Genomic DNA, 17,356 nt, shown 5'->3' with positions numbered 1-17,356 from the left:
GAAGTTGGAGCGACTTCAGATTCAACTATCAATTGTAATAAATAGCCAGGAAAGTGTCTCTTAAAATCTCAATAGTGGTGATAAAAAAAGACCCCACTAAATGACCTAAAGCGATACTTGTTAAAAGACATAAGTACTGAGCTAAATAAAAGTTTCGATTGGACAGTAATTCACGCCAATTGAGACCTCGCAAAATAAAGTAGCTCAAGAATACGAAAGTAATGCGAACAATGAGTACTGCCATACCATAAAATATTGTCACAAAATTCGCCTCCTAGCTCAAATTTATAATAGCATAAAAGCTAATTAATTCAAATTAAATAAAAATTCCAAGTTGTCCTTTTTGTTAACTGTCATCTGACTGAATAGAGGCCAACCTACTTCATTCAGCATTTGAAGCCATTAAAAAAGACACATATGAAATTTCAATGAAAGACTCCATAGTGTCCTATTTATTATTTTATTTATCTTTTTTATTATCGCCATAGATTCTTATTTGATCTTGGACTTGATGAAGATAAAATCTTCGCTTACCCTTTAACGGGCTAAATATACGGTTGCTGGAACTATTGACTTGATCCAGATAAAGCTCTTCATATTGAGCCACGCTAACAGACTGCCGATCTTCAAACAGATGCTTTATCGAGTCGCTATTAACCACCTGTTCAAAACCGGGCAGTAAACGACCTGTAAACAGCTCAGCCACAGCTCCAGATCCATAAGAAAAGAAGGCAATTCGCTCACCTACTTGAAGCTCATGATCAAATAAGAGGGCTGATAGAAAACTAATGTATAAGGAAGCAGTATAAGTGTTTCCAATTTTTGAACCTAAAATACGACTTGCTTGATAACGATGGAGCCACTTATCTACTCGGTCACTAGTCAACCGGTCCTCTAGCTTTTCCTTAACCGCCCCTAGAGCTTTTTGCCCCATTTTAGTGAATGGCAAATGGAAATAGATACTAGTAATTTCTTCTAAAAGGTTAGGATAACGGTTTTGGTACTCACGGATAATCTCAACAAATATTTCTTGATATAAGGCTGTCGATCCATGACCATCAACAAGTGCATATTCAGAATCTGTTGGTCGCCAAAAATCGTGCGCGTGGCTAGTATAAGCTAGAGAGTGGTTATCTAGAGCCAAAATTTGAGCTTGGTCGCTCAAGAGAATCGCGACTGCCCCTGCTCCTTGAGTAGGTTCTCCAGAACTAGCTAAGCCATATCTTGAAATATCGGCCATTAGTACCAGAACTTTACGTCCAGGATTATTGGCAATATAATCTCTACCGGCCAATAAAGCCGCTGTTCCTGCATAACAAGCTTGCTTGACTTCATATGCTTTAGCAAAAGCTTGAATCTCCAATAAATCATGTACGTAGGTGGCTGCTGCTTTTGAATAATCAAAAGCAGATTCAGTGGCAAAAATAACTTGATCAATCAACTGTTTATCTTCAGAATCTAAAATCGAGTCTGCCGCATTAGCAGCCATACTGACAATGTCTTCATTAGGGCCGGGAACTGCCATCTCCTCTTGACCGATACCTATAATAAATTTGTTGGGATCTACTCCTCTTTCCGCAGCTAATGCTACCATATCTAGATAGTAACTAGGAATATACAAACCTATTTTTTCAATACCTATTGTCATTTCACATCTCCTTTCTGCGCATTTTATTTAATAAGTGATAGGCCTGCTGTCTATTAATTTGTCCAGACTGATTGAGTTGACGACTTAAATCATCAATTTCTTCTCCAATAGCCCCCGCCTGGGCAGCCAAGACACGACTTTGAAGGCTCATATGTCCTCTCTGGATGCCTTCGCTAACTAGGGCCTTTAAGGCTGCAAAATTGGAAGCTAAACCTACTGAACATGCTAGAATGGATAATTCTTTGGCGCTGGGTCGTCCTAGCAAATCCAGCGACCATTGAGCCGTCGGGTTGACGCCAATCGTTCCTCCAAGTGTAGCTAGATTGATTGGTAGTTCGAGATGTCCAACAAGCTGTTGACCAGTCAAATCAAGTGACCAATTGCTTAAGCCTTGATAGCTACCCTCTCGACTGGCGAAGGCATGACAAGCCGCTTCTACGGCTCTAAAATCATTACCTGTAGCTAGTAATAAAGCATCAATACCATTCATAATTCCCTTATTATGAGTCACAGCTCGATAGGGATCTAATTTAGCATATTCACTTGCAGCTACAATCCGTTTTGCTAATTCAAAACCAGCTTCTGAATTGGATCCTAAGTCGTTAAAAGAAACTTGACTAGTCACCTTAACAGTTGCATCAGGATTATAGTTAGACAAGATAGCCATCAACACTGGAGAATCAATTAGAGACTCAACATAACTAGTTAAATGTTCCAAGGTCGTGTTAATAGCATTAGCTCCCATCGCATCACAAGAATCATAAGTCAAATAAAGACTGACTGCTCCTTGATACTGGTCAAAAAAGATATCTTTCGGACCACCACCACGCTTAATCATCGAAAGATTCACTGACCGAGCTTGTTCCAAGAGATATTCTTTATGCTGATTTAGCCTATCAATCATTCTATCAGAATCACTAATGTCCGTAATAATGATTTGCCCAATTAATTCACGCTTGGGAAAAACTCCTGTAAATGATCGAAGGATCTTAGCTGCATTGCTAGCTGCTGCTACAACTGAGGGCTCTTCGATTACCATCGGAACAACGTACTGCTTATCATTGACATTGAAGTTGACTGCAACCCCTAAAGGTAACTCAAAATTAAATAGATAATTTTCACTCATAGTCATGGCCAATTCTTCTGGCAAAGTCACTTTTTTGACAGAGTCAATGAGTTTTAATTCTTCTAGCCGTTCTAATCTTTCTTCAGGAGATAACTTATAAAAACCACTAAATAAATTCACCTAACACCCCTCCTAAAAAAAGACATCCCACCCCTAAAATTTTTAGTGGAGAGATGTCTGGAAAATTTATTTTGTTCCAAAAATCCGGTCGCCGGCATCACCCAAGCCAGGCACAATGTAGCCATGGTCATTTAACTTTTCATCCAAGGCTGCAGTATAAATATCAACTTCTGGATGAGCTTGCTTGATAGCCTCAACACCTTCTGGGGCAGATACCAGACAAACAAATGAGATATTTTCAGGTTTAACTTCATACTTATTCACTAGCTGATCTAAGGCAGCAATCGCAGAAGCACCCGTAGCCAACATTGGGTCAACTACAAAAACTTGACGTTCAGAAATATCTTGTGGCAACTTGGCAAAATATTCAACGGCTTCTAATGTTTCCGGATCCCGGTACATTCCAATATGTCCGACCCGAGCAGCTGGAATCAAACGAAGAATCCCATCCACCATCCCCAGACCCGCACGTAAGATTGGGACTAAGGCTAATTTTTTTCCAGCTAGGTGCTTTTGCGTAGAACGAGTAATTGGGGTTTGAATCTCAATATCTTCTAAAGGAAGATCTCGGGTGATTTCATAAACCATCAACATACCAATCTCGTTAGTGACCTCGCGAAAGTCCTTAGTAGAGGTATTTTCATCACGTAAGATTGATAATTTATGCTGAATTAATGGGTGGTCTAAAACTTTTACTTTTGCCATTTCTTTTCCTCCTTAAATCTTCTTAATTCTAAATTATTATAGCATATTTCTACTCGCTTTAGATAATCGGTTTAAGTAAGCCTGACTAGCTTCTTCATTAGCTAGTAGCTCAACTAAAATCAATTGACAATCACTTTCTTCCAAAGAGCGTAGTCCAGAAAAGAGATGTCTCGTCGCACTTTCAATAAATGCTTCCTGATGACTCCCTAAACTATAAGTAGAGACAATATTGGGGCAATCTTTTAAATGATCGATTATTTCTTGACTGGCTAGAATCCCAATAGATATTTCCTGGTAGCCTTCAATGATTCGCTTCCAATCTTGATAGCTATAATCACTTGAAACACTTTCTACTGGTTGTTTAGGTGAGTAGTGTCGATATTTAACACCGGGACTAGCCACTGGTGTTGCTGATTCAATTTGTTGATGGGCTGATTTGACAATAACAGGTAGATCACTCACCGCTTGAATCATCGACTGAGTAATCGCGCCGGGACGTAAGATACTAATTTGATCAGCCTCAGGATATACGACCGTTGACTCTACACCAATATCCGTAAAGGGAAGATTGTTCGCTACAACCCCACTAATAAGCCCTGCAAGATCATGCAACACGTGGTCAACCTGAGTTGGTGATGGCTTTCCAGATAGATTAGCGCTCGGGCCAACTAGAGGAAATCCGACTTCCTCTATCAAAGCCAAAGTTAAAGCTTGTCTCGGCATTCTTATCGCGACCGTATCCATTCCCCCTGTCACACTAGGTGCGAAGATCCCTCTTTTGCAAGGAAATATGATTGTCAAGGGACCCGGCCAAAATTCATCCATTAGAACTTGTGCCTGGGGAGAAATAGCTTCGACATATTGGTCAATCCCCTCCTGCTTGCAGACATGAACAATTAATGGATTATCACTCGGGCGACCCTTGGCTTGATATACTGAACGAACAGCCTGATCATTATTGGCGATGGCGCCTAAACCATAAACCGTCTCAGTTGGAAAAGCGACTAGTTCTCCCGCTTGAAGTAACTGGGCTGCTTGATCCAACTGATCAGCTTGAAACACTTTTGTATCTCTAGGACTTGTCTTCAAGACTTCCCACTCCTTCTATAATGACGTATCGATCCAAGCCATTCCAATCTTGTCTGATTGAAACCCGACGACCTGCTAAGGCATCTTGAAAAATTGCTTGCACTGCCGGTCCTTGATGGTAGCCAATTTCTAATAAAATCAAACTTGTATCTTGAATATGCTTAGGTAACTGTTCAGCTAGTTGATAATAATAATATAACCCGTGTTGGTCTGCATATAAGGCTGATGGGGGCTCGTACTGACGAACACTTGCATCCATTTCGCCCTTTTCCGCCAAAGAGATATAAGGTGGATTGGACACGATTAAATCAAATTTAGAATGCGGATCCAATTCTTGGCACAAGTCACTTTCAAGAAAATGAATCTGACAACCATATTGTTCGGCATTTTCTTTTGCTACCTCCAAGGCATCAATAGAAATATCCAAAGCTGTTACCTGAGCTTGCTTAAAGGTACGAGCCAGTTGGATAGCTAAAATGCCACTTCCCGTTCCAATATCAAGAATCGTTAAACTTTGCTCACAACTAAGTAATTCCTGAGCGATCTGGATTAAGCCACTCGTTTCCTCACGTGGAATCAAGGTAGACGGGGTCACCTTGAAGCGGTCACCCATAAATTCACCATAACCAACTATATATTGAATAGGCTCATCCTCAACTAATCGTTTTAAGCCTTGGTGAACCCAGGCTAATTCATCAGATGAAAGTGGCTGATTCAAGCGAAAGACCCAATCTGTTAAGGTCATGTCTAGAAGCCACTGGAGTAAGTGTTGGCTACTGGCGGGATCATGGCCATGTCTTTCTAAGAAATGACGTGACCATTGATGGACCTCCCTCAAGCTAGCGTTAGATGCTAGGTCCATTCAATTCCTCCAATTTTTGCGTTTGGTCATATAGAACAAGCGCATCAACAATCTCATCTAAATTACCCCCCATAATTGAATCCAATTGTTGGATGGTTAAACCAATTCGGTGATCGGTGACCCGGTTTTGGGGGTAGTTATAGGTCCGAATACGCTCCGAGCGGTCCCCTGTTCCAACTGCTAATTTACGTTCTTGGTCAATTTCAGCTTGGGCCTCTGAAGAAATCTTGTCATATACCCGTGCCGAAAGAATTTTCATGGCCTTATCCCTGTTTTGTTGTTGTGAACGTTGGTCTTGCATAGACACGACGATGCCAGTTGGAAGGTGAGTTAAGCGAACAGCGGATTCTGTTTTGTTAACGTGCTGGCCACCGGCCCCACTGGCGCGGAAGACATCCATTTGGATATCTTTAGGATCCAATTCAAAATCTACTTCTTCAACTTCTGGCATAACCACGACAGTGGCTGTAGAGGTATGAACGCGTCCTTGAGATTCTGTCTCGGGTACTCGTTGAACTCGGTGGGCGCCATTTTCAAATTTTAGTTTACTATATACGTTTTGACCGGTAATCATCAGGGTGACTTCCTTATAACCACCAATACCAGTGATATTAGCATCGAGTACCTCAGTCCGCCAACCTTGCTTGTCTGCATAATGAGTATACATATTTAAAAGGTCTCCAGCGAATAATTGGGCCTCATCACCACCCGCTGCCCCACGAATTTCCATGATGATATTCTTGCCATCGTTAGGGTCTTCTGGAAGCATCAAGAGCGTGATTTCTTCTTCTAATGTTTCCTTTTCTTCCTTGAGGCTGGTCAATTCTTCCTTAGCCATTTCCGTTAAGTCTTCGTCACTTGTATCGTGTAACAATTCCTCGGTGTCTTTAATTTCTTCTTCGACTTCTTTGTAGCGCTTGATCTTTTGAACCTTTGGCCGTAAGTCGGCCTCTTCAATGGTCAACTCTCTCAGGCGATCACTATCTGAAATAACTTCAGGATCCGCTAACATCTCGTTAATTTCTTCATAGCGAATAATCAAACTATCTAATTGTTCAAACATTGAATTCCTCCTTAAAGACTCTTGATACAAGGTTCATTGTAATGTTTTCGACACACAGGTAAGTACTGATCATTTCCCCCAATTTGAATTTGCTCCCCTTCATAAACAGGTTGACCATTATTTAGCCGTAAGTTCATCGTTGCTTTCTTGTCGCAGAACCAACAGATCGTCTTAATTTCCTCTATCTTATCAGCATAGACAAGCATGTTCTGTGACCCTTCAAACAAATTATTTTGAAAATCGTTTTTCAAACCAAATGCCATCACTGGAATTTTTAATTGGTCGCATATTTGTGTGAGTTGGATGATATGTTCTCGGTCCAGAAATTGCACTTCATCAATTAAAACACAATAAATTCTTTTTTTGACCTTGGCAACTTCTTCAAAAATATTTGTCGAAGAATAGATAGGAATAGCTGGTCGTTCAAAATTAGCTCGACTCCATACTTTCCCCACTTCTTGGCGGTCATCCAAGGCACTAGTGAAAATCATTACTGGCTTGTCTTGCTCTTCATAATTATGAGCTACCTTAATAATCTCAAGCGACTTACCACTATTCATCGTTCCGTATTTAAAGTATAATTTAGCCATCTCACATCTCCTAACTCCACTCCTTGCTTTAAGGAGCCACTATCCTGAGTAAGCATCATGTTTACTCAACCTCAACTATTATACATGAATTTCAGATAGTTAGACAGTAGGAAACAATACTCCACAAAAATTCCAACATTTTTTCTTGACCTTAACCCCAAAGACCACCATAATAATTGGTGGTTTTATTCAATAAAAAGGAGCGATCATTATGACTATGAAGAGTCAACTAGCATTAGCAATTGGAAAATCAAGCGCTTGGTTTCTAAAAACTTTCACTCAAGGTGGTTCTGCCCTTCCTGGGAAGTTAGCCTTAAGTATTGATCCCGACTTATTATCAACCATCAGTCAGGATTATGAAGTGGCTATCATAACAGGGACAAATGGAAAAACCCTTACTACTTCTTTATCCGTACAAGCGGTCAAGCAAGTAAGAGATCAAGTATTAACCAATGCCACCGGTGCTAATATGCAACAAGGAATTGTTTCAAGCTTTCTAACTGCTCCCGCATTAAATCAGAAAGGGTTAGCTATCCTAGAAGTGGATGAAGGATCATTAAAACATGTTGTAAAGCATCTGCAGCCGAGTGTGATGGTCTTTACTAATCTTTTTGAAGATCAAGTCGATCGCTTCAATAGCGTTGAAGCTGTCTACCAACTCCTGCTAGAAGCAGCTGAGCAAGCTCCCCAGGCGACAATTATAGCTAACGGTGATCTACCCCTATTTGCTAATATGCCGGTCACCAATCCTAAATTATATTTTGGTTTCACCCAAGGTATAACTCAACCTTCACCAAACACAGCAACAAAATGCCCGGCTTGTGGTCATGAATTAATCTACCATTCGACAACTTACGGCTCATTGGGTAACTATGAGTGTCCATCTTGCAAGCTCCACCGACCAGAGTTAACTTTCCAGTTAAATAAAGTTATCCATCAAGATCTTGATGGCTCAAGTTTTGAATTTGATGGGCAAACTTTCCATCTGCCTATTGCTGGTTTATATAATATTTATAATGCTTTAGCTGCCTACTCACTCGCTCACTTTCTCGGTGTCCCAAGTGATGCTATTCAATCAGGGATGGAACACGCTGAACGAGTAGCCGGAAGACAAGAAGAAGTGAATGTTGACGGCAAGAAAGTCCAATTAAACTTGGTGAAAAACCCAGTGGGCTTAAATCAAATCATCGATCTGTTAGCATTTGAAGAAGAAGAATCCACCGTCTTTGTCTTATTAAACAATAACTATGCTGATGGTCAAGACATTGATTGGATTTGGCAGGGGAACTTCCAGCTCCTGAATGATTATCCCATCAGACATTTCTTCTCTGGAGGCATGTGTAAAGAAGCCATGACTGAACGACTCCTTCAAGCTGATATTCCTGAAAATAAATTAAGTGAATTAGACTCACTTGATCAGGTGATTCCAGCCATTCAAGAGGCCCCTACAGAGCGCGTCCATGTATTAGCCACTTTTACTGCTTTAGCCGATTTAAGTAAGCTGTTGACTGATAAAGGCTATTTGTAAAATCTCTATAAGAAACAAAAGTCAATACTTATTTGCAAAAAAACGCTTCCCCAACCCTTTTGGATAAGGATTGGGGAAGCGTTTAATTTTACCCATGCTAATGATATAAATAACCTTGATTTTCCTACCATGCCCGCTATTAAAGGCCAGGAATCATAAATAAAAAGATAGGCATAAAAATGGCGGGTGTGAAATTCATTATTTTAAAGTCAGTCACTTTGATCATATTTAATCCTAAAGCCACTAAAAGTAAGGAGCCTACACTCACCATTTCAGTTATCACCAAATCTGACAAAAAGGGTTGCAAAAAAATAGCTAGCAAAGTAATCGCCCCTTCAAATAAGAAAACAGGTAATCCTGATAATAAGACGCCCAGGCCTAGAGAGCTAGAAAGGAGCATAGCAGTAATCCCATCCAATAAACTTTTGGTATAGAGGGTGGTATGGTCCGCTAATAAGCCGCTCTCTAATGATCCTACAATGGCCATCGACCCAACACAAAATATCATAGTCGCACTAATAAAACCTTGTTTAAGATTTAAGCCTTGGTCTGAATTCTTCTGGAGATTGGCTTCTAAGCGGTCAACAAAGCGAATCACCCTTGCGTCGATATCTAATCCCTCTCCTAGAAGCGTCCCAATAAGCATGGATAAAATAAGGACAAGTGTGTTATTTCCAGTGACCAAACCTGAAATTCCCATGCCAATCACACACAGACCAACAGCTTGGATCAGTCGATCAGTAAGTCGCTTAGGAATGCCACGCTTTAATCCCAAACCCACTGCGCCCATAATAAAAATTGTTACACCGTTAACCAATGCCCCCATAGTAATCCCTCTATTCTCTTAATCATGATCGCGATAAATAATTGGACCGTCGGGTCCTTTTTCCTCTGGTATTGGATGGTTCAGATAGAGGTTTGACCGCTTACGAAATATTTGGAATATTTCTGTAAATAAAACTTTTAAGATAGCATAAACTGGTACCCCTAAAATGACCCCACTAACGCCAAACAAACGTCCCGCAATTAATAAAATAAATAAAATAGTCAGCGGGTGAATTTCCATATTATTACCTAACACTTGAGGAGAGACAAAGCGTCCCTCAATAAATTGTTCAACTGACAAGACTAAGATAACCTTGACTAGCATAATTGGACTTGTTAAAGCACCAATGACCAAGGCCGGTATAACAGCTATAATGGACCCTAGATAGGGAATCACATTACAAAATCCAGCAATCACAGCTAATAAAACACCATAATCCAAGCCAATTATTGAATAACCAATAGCAAACATGCAGCCAACAATCAGAGCTACGATGATTTGACCACGAATATATTGAGCCACTTGATAGTTGGACTTATAAATAATTCGTTTACCAGGTTCTACGTATTTAGTCGGCAAAAAGTAAAGAACATAATGTGATAGTTTGTAATCTTCAGTTAATAAATAATATAAAATCACAGGCATAGTTAAAAATCCAGCGATGAACTGACTTACTGTCCCTAAAACATTCCCAATTCCTCCGAAGGTGGAAGTTAACACTTGGTTGAAACGATTCGATATATTAGCAAAATCAAAACTAGCCAACAAGCTTTCAAGACTAGGTGAAAAAGAAAAATCAATTTCATTTAAAGGGAGGGAATCAATAAACTTTTGAATTTGATTTGTATAACGGGGAATGTTAAACAATAGAGACTCCCACTGATGTTGCAGTACTGGAATTAAACTATTAATACCCCAAATAATAAGTAATATGAAGGCTAGGAAAATGAGCCAGACGGCTAGGCGGCGGTCAATTTGTTGCCGAACTAAAAAGCTAACCAAAGGCCTAAATAAGTAGTAGAGAACAACTGCCCCAATAATCGGGAAAGCTAGCAAGTTAATTATTAATCGGATCGGATCAAATAAATAGGATATTTTAGTAAAGGTAAAGATAATCAGAAAAACGAGTAAAATTATCAATAAATTTACGACTCCTTGATTATTCAAAAACCGCTCAAAAAAAGCGGACACAGGTGATTTGGATTCTTTTATGTTCATAAGGCACCTCATTTCAAGCTTTTATTATTTTAACATATTTCTTAGAATAGCGCTCGCCTTTTCCTATTCCTATCATAAAGGCTAATATACATCTTTAGCTTTTTGCGGTATAATGATTCAATAAAATAATGAGGTGATATTTTGCAAACTTTTGAAAGTCTGATTGACTTAATTGAACTATTAAAAATATTTATCTTAAGTGTCGTTCAGGGAATTACTGAGTGGCTTCCGATTTCTTCAACTGGTCACATGATTATCATTGAGGATTTCATGCCTCTTCTTTTACGACCAGAGTTTCGTGAACTTTTCTTTGTTCTAGTTCAATTAGGATCCATCTTTGCAGTCGTTATACTTTACTTCCATAAATTGAATCCTTTCGCCCTATCCAAATCCAGTGAAGAGCGTAAAGATACTTGGATCATCTGGTTTAAAGTAGCCTTTGCATCGATTCCAGTGGCAGCTTTTGGCTTTATTTTAAATGACTATATGGACACTTATTTTTATAATCCCATTGTTGTCGCCATCGCCTTAATCGTCTATGGGCTCATCTTTATCTGGATTGAAAGAAACCAAGGCCAAGCCAGACATGCTCAAGTGATCGATAGCTTTGATGAACTTTCCTTTGCTGATGCCTTCAAGATTGGATTGTTTCAAGCTCTCTCGATTATTCCTGGCACTTCTAGATCTGGTTCTACCATTATTGGTGGACTCTTAATCGGTGCATCCAGACCCTTGGCAACAGAGTTTTCTTTCTTTCTCAGCCTGCCAGCTATGGTTGGTGCCAGTGGCTACAAATTAATTAAGCTACTTTCAACTGGCTTTACCTTTACGCTTTCAGAATTGATCTATCTTGTCTTTGGTATGGTCGTTGCCTTTCTAGTCTCAGTGATTGCTATTCGTTTCTTGCTAAATTATATTCAAAGAAATGACTTTACAGCTTTTGGTTATTATCGGATTATCTTGGGCGCTGTTATTATTCTCTACTTCCTATTTTCATAAAAAAACCTTCTTGGCAACTCCTAGTAAAGTTGCCAAGAAGGTTATTTTTATATTCCCAGGGCATTTTCCTTTGTAATTTCAGTGACCCCGCCCATATATGGAACAAGCACTTCAGGAATTTTAACACTACCATCTGCTTGTTGGTAATTTTCTAGAACAGCAACCACAGCCCGGCCTACCGCTACTCCAGAACCGTTTAGAGTATGGACAAATTTAACCTTATCATCACTATCTCTGAAACGAATCTTAGCTCTACGAGCTTGGAAATCAGTACAATTTGAACAAGAAGAAATTTCTCGATAAGTTGCCTGACCCGGTACCCATGCTTCGATGTCATAAGTCTTAGCAGCTGAGAATCCCATATCTCCAGTTGATAGAACAATGGTACGATAAGGAATCTTCAAAGCTTCTAAAATAGCTTCAGCATTAGCAGTCATTGTCTCAAGCTCCTCGAAGGAATGGTCAGGATGGGCAATTTTTACTAACTCAACTTTATGGAATTGATGCATCCGGATCAAGCCACGTGTGTCACGTCCAGCTGAACCTGCCTCTGATCTAAATGAAGGAGACATGGCTGTAAATTTAGTTGGCAAATCTTCCAAAGCTAGAATTTCATCTGCATAATAGTTTGTTAATGGTACTTCTGCTGTTGGAATTAAGTTTAAGCCACGATCATCTTGCAACTGGAAGACATCCTCTTTGAATTTAGGGAATTGTCCTGTACCAAACATGGCTTTTTCGTTGACAATATAAGGAGGGATCATCTCAATGTAGCCATGCTTATTATGCGTATCTAACATAAAATTATACAAGGCACGTTCCAAACGAGCCCCTAGGCCACGATAATAAACAAATCGAGCACCAGCAACCTTAGCTCCTCGTTCAAAGTCCAAGATACCTAAATTCTCCGCGATGTCCCAGTGGTTAAGTGGTTCAAAATCAAATTCAGTTGGCTGACTCCAACGCTTAATTTCCTCATTCGCTTCTTCATCTTCCCCGACCGGTACTCCCTCCGCTGGCAGGTTGGGTAGACGGTGTTCAATCTGGGCCAAATCTTCTTCCAATTGGTGTAATTCTTGGTCCATTTCTTTAATTTTAGCTCCCAAGTTCTGCATGTCTTGAATTTTTTCTTGAGCATCTTCCTTGTTCCGTTTTAATTCTGAAATTTCTTGACTCACTTGGTTGCGAAGTTTTTTTGCTTCCTCTGCTTCCACAATGAGATCTCGTCTTCTTTGATCAATTTCTTCATAGCCACTTATATCTTCCGGCTTTACCCCTCGAGTTTGTAATTGTTGGCTCACTTCAGCAAAATGGTTTCTTAATAATTTACGGTCTAACATACATTCTTCCTCCTTAAAAAATAGCCCATCATCCAAAATAGGACGAAGGGCTAAATTCGCGGTACCACCTAATTTCAAGCCACCTAATTAAGATAGCTTGCTCTTAAAACGTTAACGGTGTCACCGGAACTACTTAATCTAGCTTTCATAGTCTGAATAAGATGGGGATTGACAAGGTTCAATTATTAGCTCGCACCAGCCGCTAACTCTCTGATAATATCCACTTGCTACTAATCATCTCTCATTTCTTTAATTATATGAAGTTCTGAAGACTTTGTCAACAAAATGCCGCTACTACTCGTTAAGGCTACCAATCTAAACGCTTGGCCTTATCAGTATCTTGATAATGATGAATCTTTTCTAAGCCTGAGAAGTTCTGCTGCCGTAATACTTCGAAAAGAATAATACTCACCGTATTTGACAAGTTTAAAGATCTTACATGCTCATCATTCATCGGTATGCGTATGGCACTTTCTTTATATTCTTTCATAAATTCTTCAGGTAGACCCGTTGTTTCCTTACCAAAGATAAAGAATTGATCCTCCTGTCCTGCTGGTGCATAATCCACTTCACTATAAATCTTATCAGCAAATTTAGTGACTAAATAGATAGGACGGCCGTTTAAAACCTTTAAAAAACTAGCTAAATCATCATGATGATATATTTCTACCTTGTCCCAGTAATCAAGCCCCGCTCTTTTAAGCATTTTGTCAGAGGTATCGAAGCCCAGTGGATGAATTAAGTGCAAGGCGGCGTTAGTGCCTGCACAAGTTCTGGCAATATTTCCAGTATTGGCCGGCATAACCGGTTCGAATAAAACGATGTGATTCTTAACCATGTGTATCTCCTCTTTTCATGCGTTTCTCTCTTTTGGACTCTAACCTTTCAATAGCTGATTTGAACTCTGCAAGGGTCTCGGGATCTTCTTCCTTGGACATCTGATTTTCGACCGCTTCGATTAGACTTGAATTATGATTTTTTTCAAGTTGACTTAAAGACCAAGCAGCGGTTCCTCTTATCATCGGTCTAGGATCTTCTTCCATGACTTGAAGCAATAAGGGGATCGCTCCACGATCTCTCGTATTAGCCAGGGCAATAATGGCATTCCTTTGAATGGGTTTCTTACCTCTCCAAGCCCCAGCTAGCTCGCCGTATTTTTCCTTAAATTCACGATTAGTCATAGTCAGGAGGGGGCGAAGTGGGGGTTGAACTTGTTCAGGATCGGGTTCCATTTGAGGATGATTGTGAAAGTCCTTGCCTTGATTATAAGGACAGACCAACTGACATATATCACAGCCATAGATGACGTTACTAATTTTCTTGCGGTAACTTTCCGGCATATAGCCTTTAGTTTGAGTCTGATAAGAAAGGCATATACTAGCATTCATTCGGCCATCTCCGAGTAAAGCTTGCGTTGGACAGGCATTGATACACCGGTAGCAATCGCCACAATCATAGTCTACCGGTGGATCTGGTTCAAACTTAATATTAGTAATGATTTCTCCTAGATAGACCCATGAACCATATTCTTTAGTGATTAAGAGGCCGTTTCTGCCAATAAAACCTAATCCAGCTCTTTGAGCTGTAACCCCGTCCATCAACTCACCCGTATCAACCATAGCCTTAAATCGACTATTGGGAACTAATTCTTGTATATAGTCCACTAACTGATCCAACTTATCTCTTAAAATGTGATGGTAGTCAATACCCCAAGAAGCTCGCGCAAATTGACCCCTTTTAACTTCCCGGTTATTCACAGTGGGATCCTTTATTCTGGAAGGGTAAGCTAATGCAATAGCAATAATTGATTGAGGTTGATCAAAAATTAAATCAGGATAGATACGCTCATCAATATTAGGATGTTCGAAGCCAGTGGTATGTCCCATGGCCTTCTGTTGGTAAAGAGATTCTTTCATATAAGAAAAATCACCAGCATGAGTGAATCCGATTTTATCAATACCAATTTGATGGGCTTTGTCTTGAATTAATTTTTTTAATTCTTGTGAAGAAACCATGGTCTCATCCTCCATACAACTTATCAAAAAAAGACCAGGAAACCCTGGCCTCTAGTCTTGATAAAAATGATTATTCATCTTCTCCATCATTTTCGCCTTCACCAATCACTTCTGGTTCAGCTACTGCTGCATCTGGATCTACTTCTTCAGGTTCATCCATAGGGGCAGAAACAGTAACAACAGTTTGATCAGCGTCTAGCAAGACAGTCACGTTTTCTGGTACCTTAAGGTCCGCAACAGTCAAGACATCTCCGATTTCAAGTCCAGTGACATCAATTTCAATGTTTTGAGGAATGTTATCTGGAGTTGTTTCAACTAGAATGGCGTTTTCAATTAATTCAGCAGTACCAACCTTGATAGATTCTTCGTTAACTAAGAATGCCGGAACTTCTACTTCTAGTTTTTGGTTAGCTGAAATAGCTTCTAAATCAACATAATAGATAAGATCTTTTAAAGCTGCTGCTTCAAAATCTTTGATCCAAACTTTTTGAGTATTACCGTCATACTCTAAGTCAAAAACAGCGTTAGACCCTTCTTGTCTTAAAAGTTGTTCAAATTCACGACGGTCAATGGTTAAAGAAATAGCTTCGATTTCTTTACCATATAAAGAAACTGGAATTCTACCTTCACGACGAACGCGCTTCGCTGATCCAGTACCAGTACTTGTTCTTAATTCTGCTTTTAATGCCATAATCAAATCTCCTTTAACCTATTTTAAAATGCATAATTAGTAAGGTATTTTCGCACATTGTATATAATATCAAATATTGGCAAGAATTGCTAGGATTTCTTATGAATTAATCGCTTGCAAGATTCTTAAAAGATCAAAATAAAAAAACCTAGCTGTAGCTAGGTTTTTAAAATCAATTACTCAGCTGATTCTTCTGAGCTAGATTCTTCTGATTCTTGGCTAGTGCTTGCTGTCACTTCATCTAATACTTGATTACCATTTTCGTCAATAACAATCACATTAGTTGCTCCAGCCTTAGCGCTTTCGATAAGCAGCGTTGCGTATTCTTTAAAGATCTTAGAAGCTTCTTCAGCTCCATCAATTTCTTTAACTTCAGCCGGATCTTGGGTATCAACTAGTTGATCAGTTAAAGATTTAAAGGTTTCAGCTGGATCTACACCAGCAAATTTTTCAATGGCCTCAGATTTTTCTTTAGATTCTGATAACTTGTTTCCTTCAGCGTCTTCGTAATCAAATTCACTTTCAACAATCTTGCCATCTTCAATCTTAATAGAAGCTTTCGCGTTCCAACCATCTTGATCTTCAGCTGATTCAAGAACGTAAACACCATCAACTAATACGGTTTCCTTAGTGGCAATAGCAGTAGCTTCTTTAGATTCTTCGGATGCTGATTCTTCTGAAGCTGACTCTTCTGAAGCTGATTCCTCGGATACGGACTCTTCTGACTCATCATCGGCAACAACTGCTGCTAAGGTATCAGCACTTTCAGACTCTTCAGAGGCTTCTTCTAATGCCTCAGATGCCTCACTGAGTTCTTTTTCAGCTTCTTTCTCCGCCTCTTCTGCTTCTTCAGAAGCTTCACTAGCGGCTTCTTCTTGTTTTACATCTTCTTCAGCTGATTCTACTGATTCACTGGCAGCTTCTTCAGCTGATTCTACTGAAGCTTCTACTTCAGATTCAACCGATTCAACCACTGCGCTCGCATCATCTTTTACTGATTCAACTGCTGATTCTTCAGTAGATTCAACTTGATCCGCTTTATCAGTCGATCCACAAGCTGCTAATAAAAACATAGAACCAAATAAAAGGGTTCCTTTAAGAAATGAATTTTTTAAGTTCATGCAATCGTCTCCTTCTTATTAACCTAAACTAACTATATTTAGTGTAGCGAATAGCCATTTAAAAGTCTAGCAATACACCTTCCTGATGTGACCCCCAAAAGTTGGAGTTTATAATTGAATACTTAGGCAACGTATTGAGTGTCCTGTTTTCGGTAATCAACTGGAGATAGGCCACTCAATTTTTGTTTAACTCGCTTGTGATTATAGTAGTGAATATAATTATTGATTCTTTTCTCGAGTTCGTCAAATGAGACTCTTTCTTCTCCATAGTACATTTCTTGCTTAAGTAGACCGAAGAAATTTTCCATGGCTGCGTTATCTAAGCAATTTCCCTTGCGGGACATACTCTGATATATCTTATTATCCTTTAATTTATCAGTCCATTGCCAATTTTGATAATGAAACCCCTGATCAC

At 39.5% G+C, this 17,356-nt stretch carries 18 protein-coding genes and 1 other annotated feature; of the genes, 2 read left to right on the top strand and 16 right to left on the bottom strand.

Annotated features, from left to right (window positions below):
* Window positions 1–28: 28 nt before the first annotated feature.
* The 8 genes from T408_RS12390 to T408_RS0105115 all read right to left on the bottom strand — a co-directional run bounded on the left by T408_RS12390 (window position 29) and on the right by T408_RS0105115 (window position 7,203).
* Complete coding sequence (locus T408_RS12390; RefSeq protein ID WP_035420191.1) at window positions 29–244, bottom strand: DUF1146 family protein; 216 nt, start codon at window positions 242–244, stop codon at window positions 29–31.
* 216 nt (window positions 245–460) lie between these two features.
* Complete coding sequence (locus tag T408_RS0105145; protein ID WP_028119002.1) at window positions 461–1,648, bottom strand: hydroxymethylglutaryl-CoA synthase; 1,188 nt, start codon at window positions 1,646–1,648, stop codon at window positions 461–463.
* A 1-nt stretch (window position 1,649) separates the two neighbouring features.
* Window positions 1,650–2,894: a hydroxymethylglutaryl-CoA reductase, degradative gene (locus tag T408_RS0105140; protein ID WP_028119001.1), complete on the bottom strand. Its 1,245-nt coding sequence runs from the start codon at window positions 2,892–2,894 to the stop codon at window positions 1,650–1,652.
* Window positions 2,895–2,960: 66 nt separating this feature from the next.
* Window positions 2,961–3,599: a uracil phosphoribosyltransferase gene (gene upp, locus T408_RS0105135; protein ID WP_028119000.1), complete on the bottom strand. Its 639-nt coding sequence runs from the start codon at window positions 3,597–3,599 to the stop codon at window positions 2,961–2,963.
* Window positions 3,600–3,635: 36 nt separating this feature from the next.
* Window positions 3,636–4,688, bottom strand: coding sequence for an L-threonylcarbamoyladenylate synthase (locus T408_RS0105130; protein WP_035420177.1), 1,053 nt, complete (start codon window positions 4,686–4,688; stop codon window positions 3,636–3,638).
* Window positions 4,672–5,550 carry a peptide chain release factor N(5)-glutamine methyltransferase gene (gene prmC, locus T408_RS0105125; protein ID WP_028118998.1) on the bottom strand — a complete coding sequence of 293 codons (879 nt, stop codon included), beginning with the start codon at window positions 5,548–5,550 and terminating at the stop codon, window positions 4,672–4,674. Before prmC ends, T408_RS0105130 begins: the two co-directional genes overlap by 17 nt.
* The gene (gene prfA / locus T408_RS0105120) at window positions 5,534–6,613 is read right to left on the bottom strand and encodes a peptide chain release factor 1 (RefSeq protein WP_028118997.1); all 1,080 of its coding nucleotides are present in this window, start codon (window positions 6,611–6,613) and stop codon (window positions 5,534–5,536) included. Before prfA ends, prmC begins: the two co-directional genes overlap by 17 nt.
* Window positions 6,614–6,624: 11 nt before the next feature.
* Window positions 6,625–7,203, bottom strand: coding sequence for a thymidine kinase (locus tag T408_RS0105115; RefSeq protein ID WP_028118996.1), 579 nt, complete (start codon window positions 7,201–7,203; stop codon window positions 6,625–6,627).
* Between the two features lie 211 nt (window positions 7,204–7,414).
* On the opposite strand from T408_RS0105115, the gene T408_RS0105110 reads away from it, so the two are divergent.
* Window positions 7,415–8,731, top strand: coding sequence for a MurT ligase domain-containing protein (locus T408_RS0105110; RefSeq protein WP_028118995.1), 1,317 nt, complete (start codon window positions 7,415–7,417; stop codon window positions 8,729–8,731).
* A 139-nt stretch (window positions 8,732–8,870) separates the two neighbouring features.
* On the opposite strand, the gene T408_RS0105105 is transcribed toward T408_RS0105110, so the two are convergent.
* Complete coding sequence (locus T408_RS0105105; RefSeq protein WP_035420176.1) at window positions 8,871–9,557, bottom strand: DUF554 domain-containing protein; 687 nt, start codon at window positions 9,555–9,557, stop codon at window positions 8,871–8,873.
* An 18-nt stretch (window positions 9,558–9,575) separates the two neighbouring features.
* Window positions 9,576–10,775, bottom strand: a complete 1,200-nt coding sequence (locus T408_RS10950) for an AI-2E family transporter (protein WP_051444805.1) — start codon at window positions 10,773–10,775, stop codon at window positions 9,576–9,578.
* A 141-nt stretch (window positions 10,776–10,916) separates the two neighbouring features.
* Here T408_RS10950 and T408_RS0105095 point away from each other — a divergent pair, with 141 nt between their 5' ends.
* Window positions 10,917–11,774 (top strand): undecaprenyl-diphosphate phosphatase, encoded by an 858-nt coding sequence (locus T408_RS0105095; protein ID WP_235731622.1) that lies wholly within the window; start codon window positions 10,917–10,919, stop codon window positions 11,772–11,774.
* 47 nt (window positions 11,775–11,821) lie between these two features.
* On the opposite strand, the gene serS is transcribed toward T408_RS0105095, so the two are convergent.
* From serS to T408_RS0105065, 6 genes are all read right to left on the bottom strand, one after another.
* A complete protein-coding gene (gene serS / locus T408_RS0105090; RefSeq protein WP_028118992.1) occupies window positions 11,822–13,114 on the bottom strand; it encodes a serine--tRNA ligase in 1,293 nt (430 codons plus the stop codon).
* A gap of 35 nt (window positions 13,115–13,149) precedes the next feature.
* Window positions 13,150–13,368 (bottom strand) — a binding site (T-box leader).
* Between the two features lie 53 nt (window positions 13,369–13,421).
* Window positions 13,422–13,952 carry a tRNA (cytidine(34)-2'-O)-methyltransferase gene (locus T408_RS0105085; RefSeq protein ID WP_028118991.1) on the bottom strand — a complete coding sequence of 177 codons (531 nt, stop codon included), beginning with the start codon at window positions 13,950–13,952 and terminating at the stop codon, window positions 13,422–13,424.
* Window positions 13,945–15,129, bottom strand: a complete 1,185-nt coding sequence (gene queG / locus T408_RS0105080; RefSeq protein ID WP_028118990.1) for a tRNA epoxyqueuosine(34) reductase QueG — start codon at window positions 15,127–15,129, stop codon at window positions 13,945–13,947. Before queG ends, T408_RS0105085 begins: the two co-directional genes overlap by 8 nt.
* A 70-nt stretch (window positions 15,130–15,199) precedes the next feature.
* Entirely contained in the window at window positions 15,200–15,820 is a 621-nt protein-coding gene (locus tag T408_RS0105075) for a 50S ribosomal protein L25 (protein ID WP_028118989.1), read from the bottom strand.
* Window positions 15,821–15,996: 176 nt separating this feature from the next.
* On the bottom strand, window positions 15,997–16,941 hold the full coding sequence (locus tag T408_RS0105070) for a hypothetical protein (protein ID WP_028118988.1): 945 nt from the start codon (window positions 16,939–16,941) through the stop codon (window positions 15,997–15,999).
* A gap of 122 nt (window positions 16,942–17,063) precedes the next feature.
* Window positions 17,064–17,356 (bottom strand): IS3 family transposase (locus T408_RS0105065; protein ID WP_028118987.1); only part of this gene is annotated, 293 nt, incomplete at its 5' end.

This window comes from Hutsoniella sourekii ATCC 700629 (genome assembly GCF_000518205.1).
Classification (GTDB): domain Bacteria; phylum Bacillota; class Bacilli; order Lactobacillales; family Aerococcaceae; genus Hutsoniella; species Hutsoniella sourekii.
Note: the sequence above shows the minus strand (reverse complement) of the source record. Positions and strands in the feature narration are given on the sequence as shown.

Coding starts and splice junctions, on each gene's coding strand:
- T408_RS12390 (WP_035420191.1), bottom strand. CDS start 244: ATGGCAGTACTCATTGTTCGCATTACTTTCGTATTCTTGAGCTACTTT.
- T408_RS0105145 (WP_028119002.1), bottom strand. CDS start 1,648: ATGACAATAGGTATTGAAAAAATAGGTTTGTATATTCCTAGTTACTAT.
- upp (WP_028119000.1), bottom strand. CDS start 3,599: ATGGCAAAAGTAAAAGTTTTAGACCACCCATTAATTCAGCATAAATTA.
- prmC (WP_028118998.1), bottom strand. CDS start 5,550: ATGGACCTAGCATCTAACGCTAGCTTGAGGGAGGTCCATCAATGGTCA.
- prfA (WP_028118997.1), bottom strand. CDS start 6,613: ATGTTTGAACAATTAGATAGTTTGATTATTCGCTATGAAGAAATTAAC.
- T408_RS0105115 (WP_028118996.1), bottom strand. CDS start 7,203: ATGGCTAAATTATACTTTAAATACGGAACGATGAATAGTGGTAAGTCG.
- T408_RS0105110 (WP_028118995.1), top strand. CDS start 7,415: ATGACTATGAAGAGTCAACTAGCATTAGCAATTGGAAAATCAAGCGCT.
- T408_RS0105105 (WP_035420176.1), bottom strand. CDS start 9,557: ATGGGGGCATTGGTTAACGGTGTAACAATTTTTATTATGGGCGCAGTG.
- T408_RS10950 (WP_051444805.1), bottom strand. CDS start 10,775: ATGAACATAAAAGAATCCAAATCACCTGTGTCCGCTTTTTTTGAGCGG.
- serS (WP_028118992.1), bottom strand. CDS start 13,114: ATGTTAGACCGTAAATTATTAAGAAACCATTTTGCTGAAGTGAGCCAA.
- T408_RS0105085 (WP_028118991.1), bottom strand. CDS start 13,952: ATGGTTAAGAATCACATCGTTTTATTCGAACCGGTTATGCCGGCCAAT.
- queG (WP_028118990.1), bottom strand. CDS start 15,129: ATGGTTTCTTCACAAGAATTAAAAAAATTAATTCAAGACAAAGCCCAT.
- T408_RS0105075 (WP_028118989.1), bottom strand. CDS start 15,820: ATGGCATTAAAAGCAGAATTAAGAACAAGTACTGGTACTGGATCAGCG.
- T408_RS0105070 (WP_028118988.1), bottom strand. CDS start 16,941: ATGAACTTAAAAAATTCATTTCTTAAAGGAACCCTTTTATTTGGTTCT.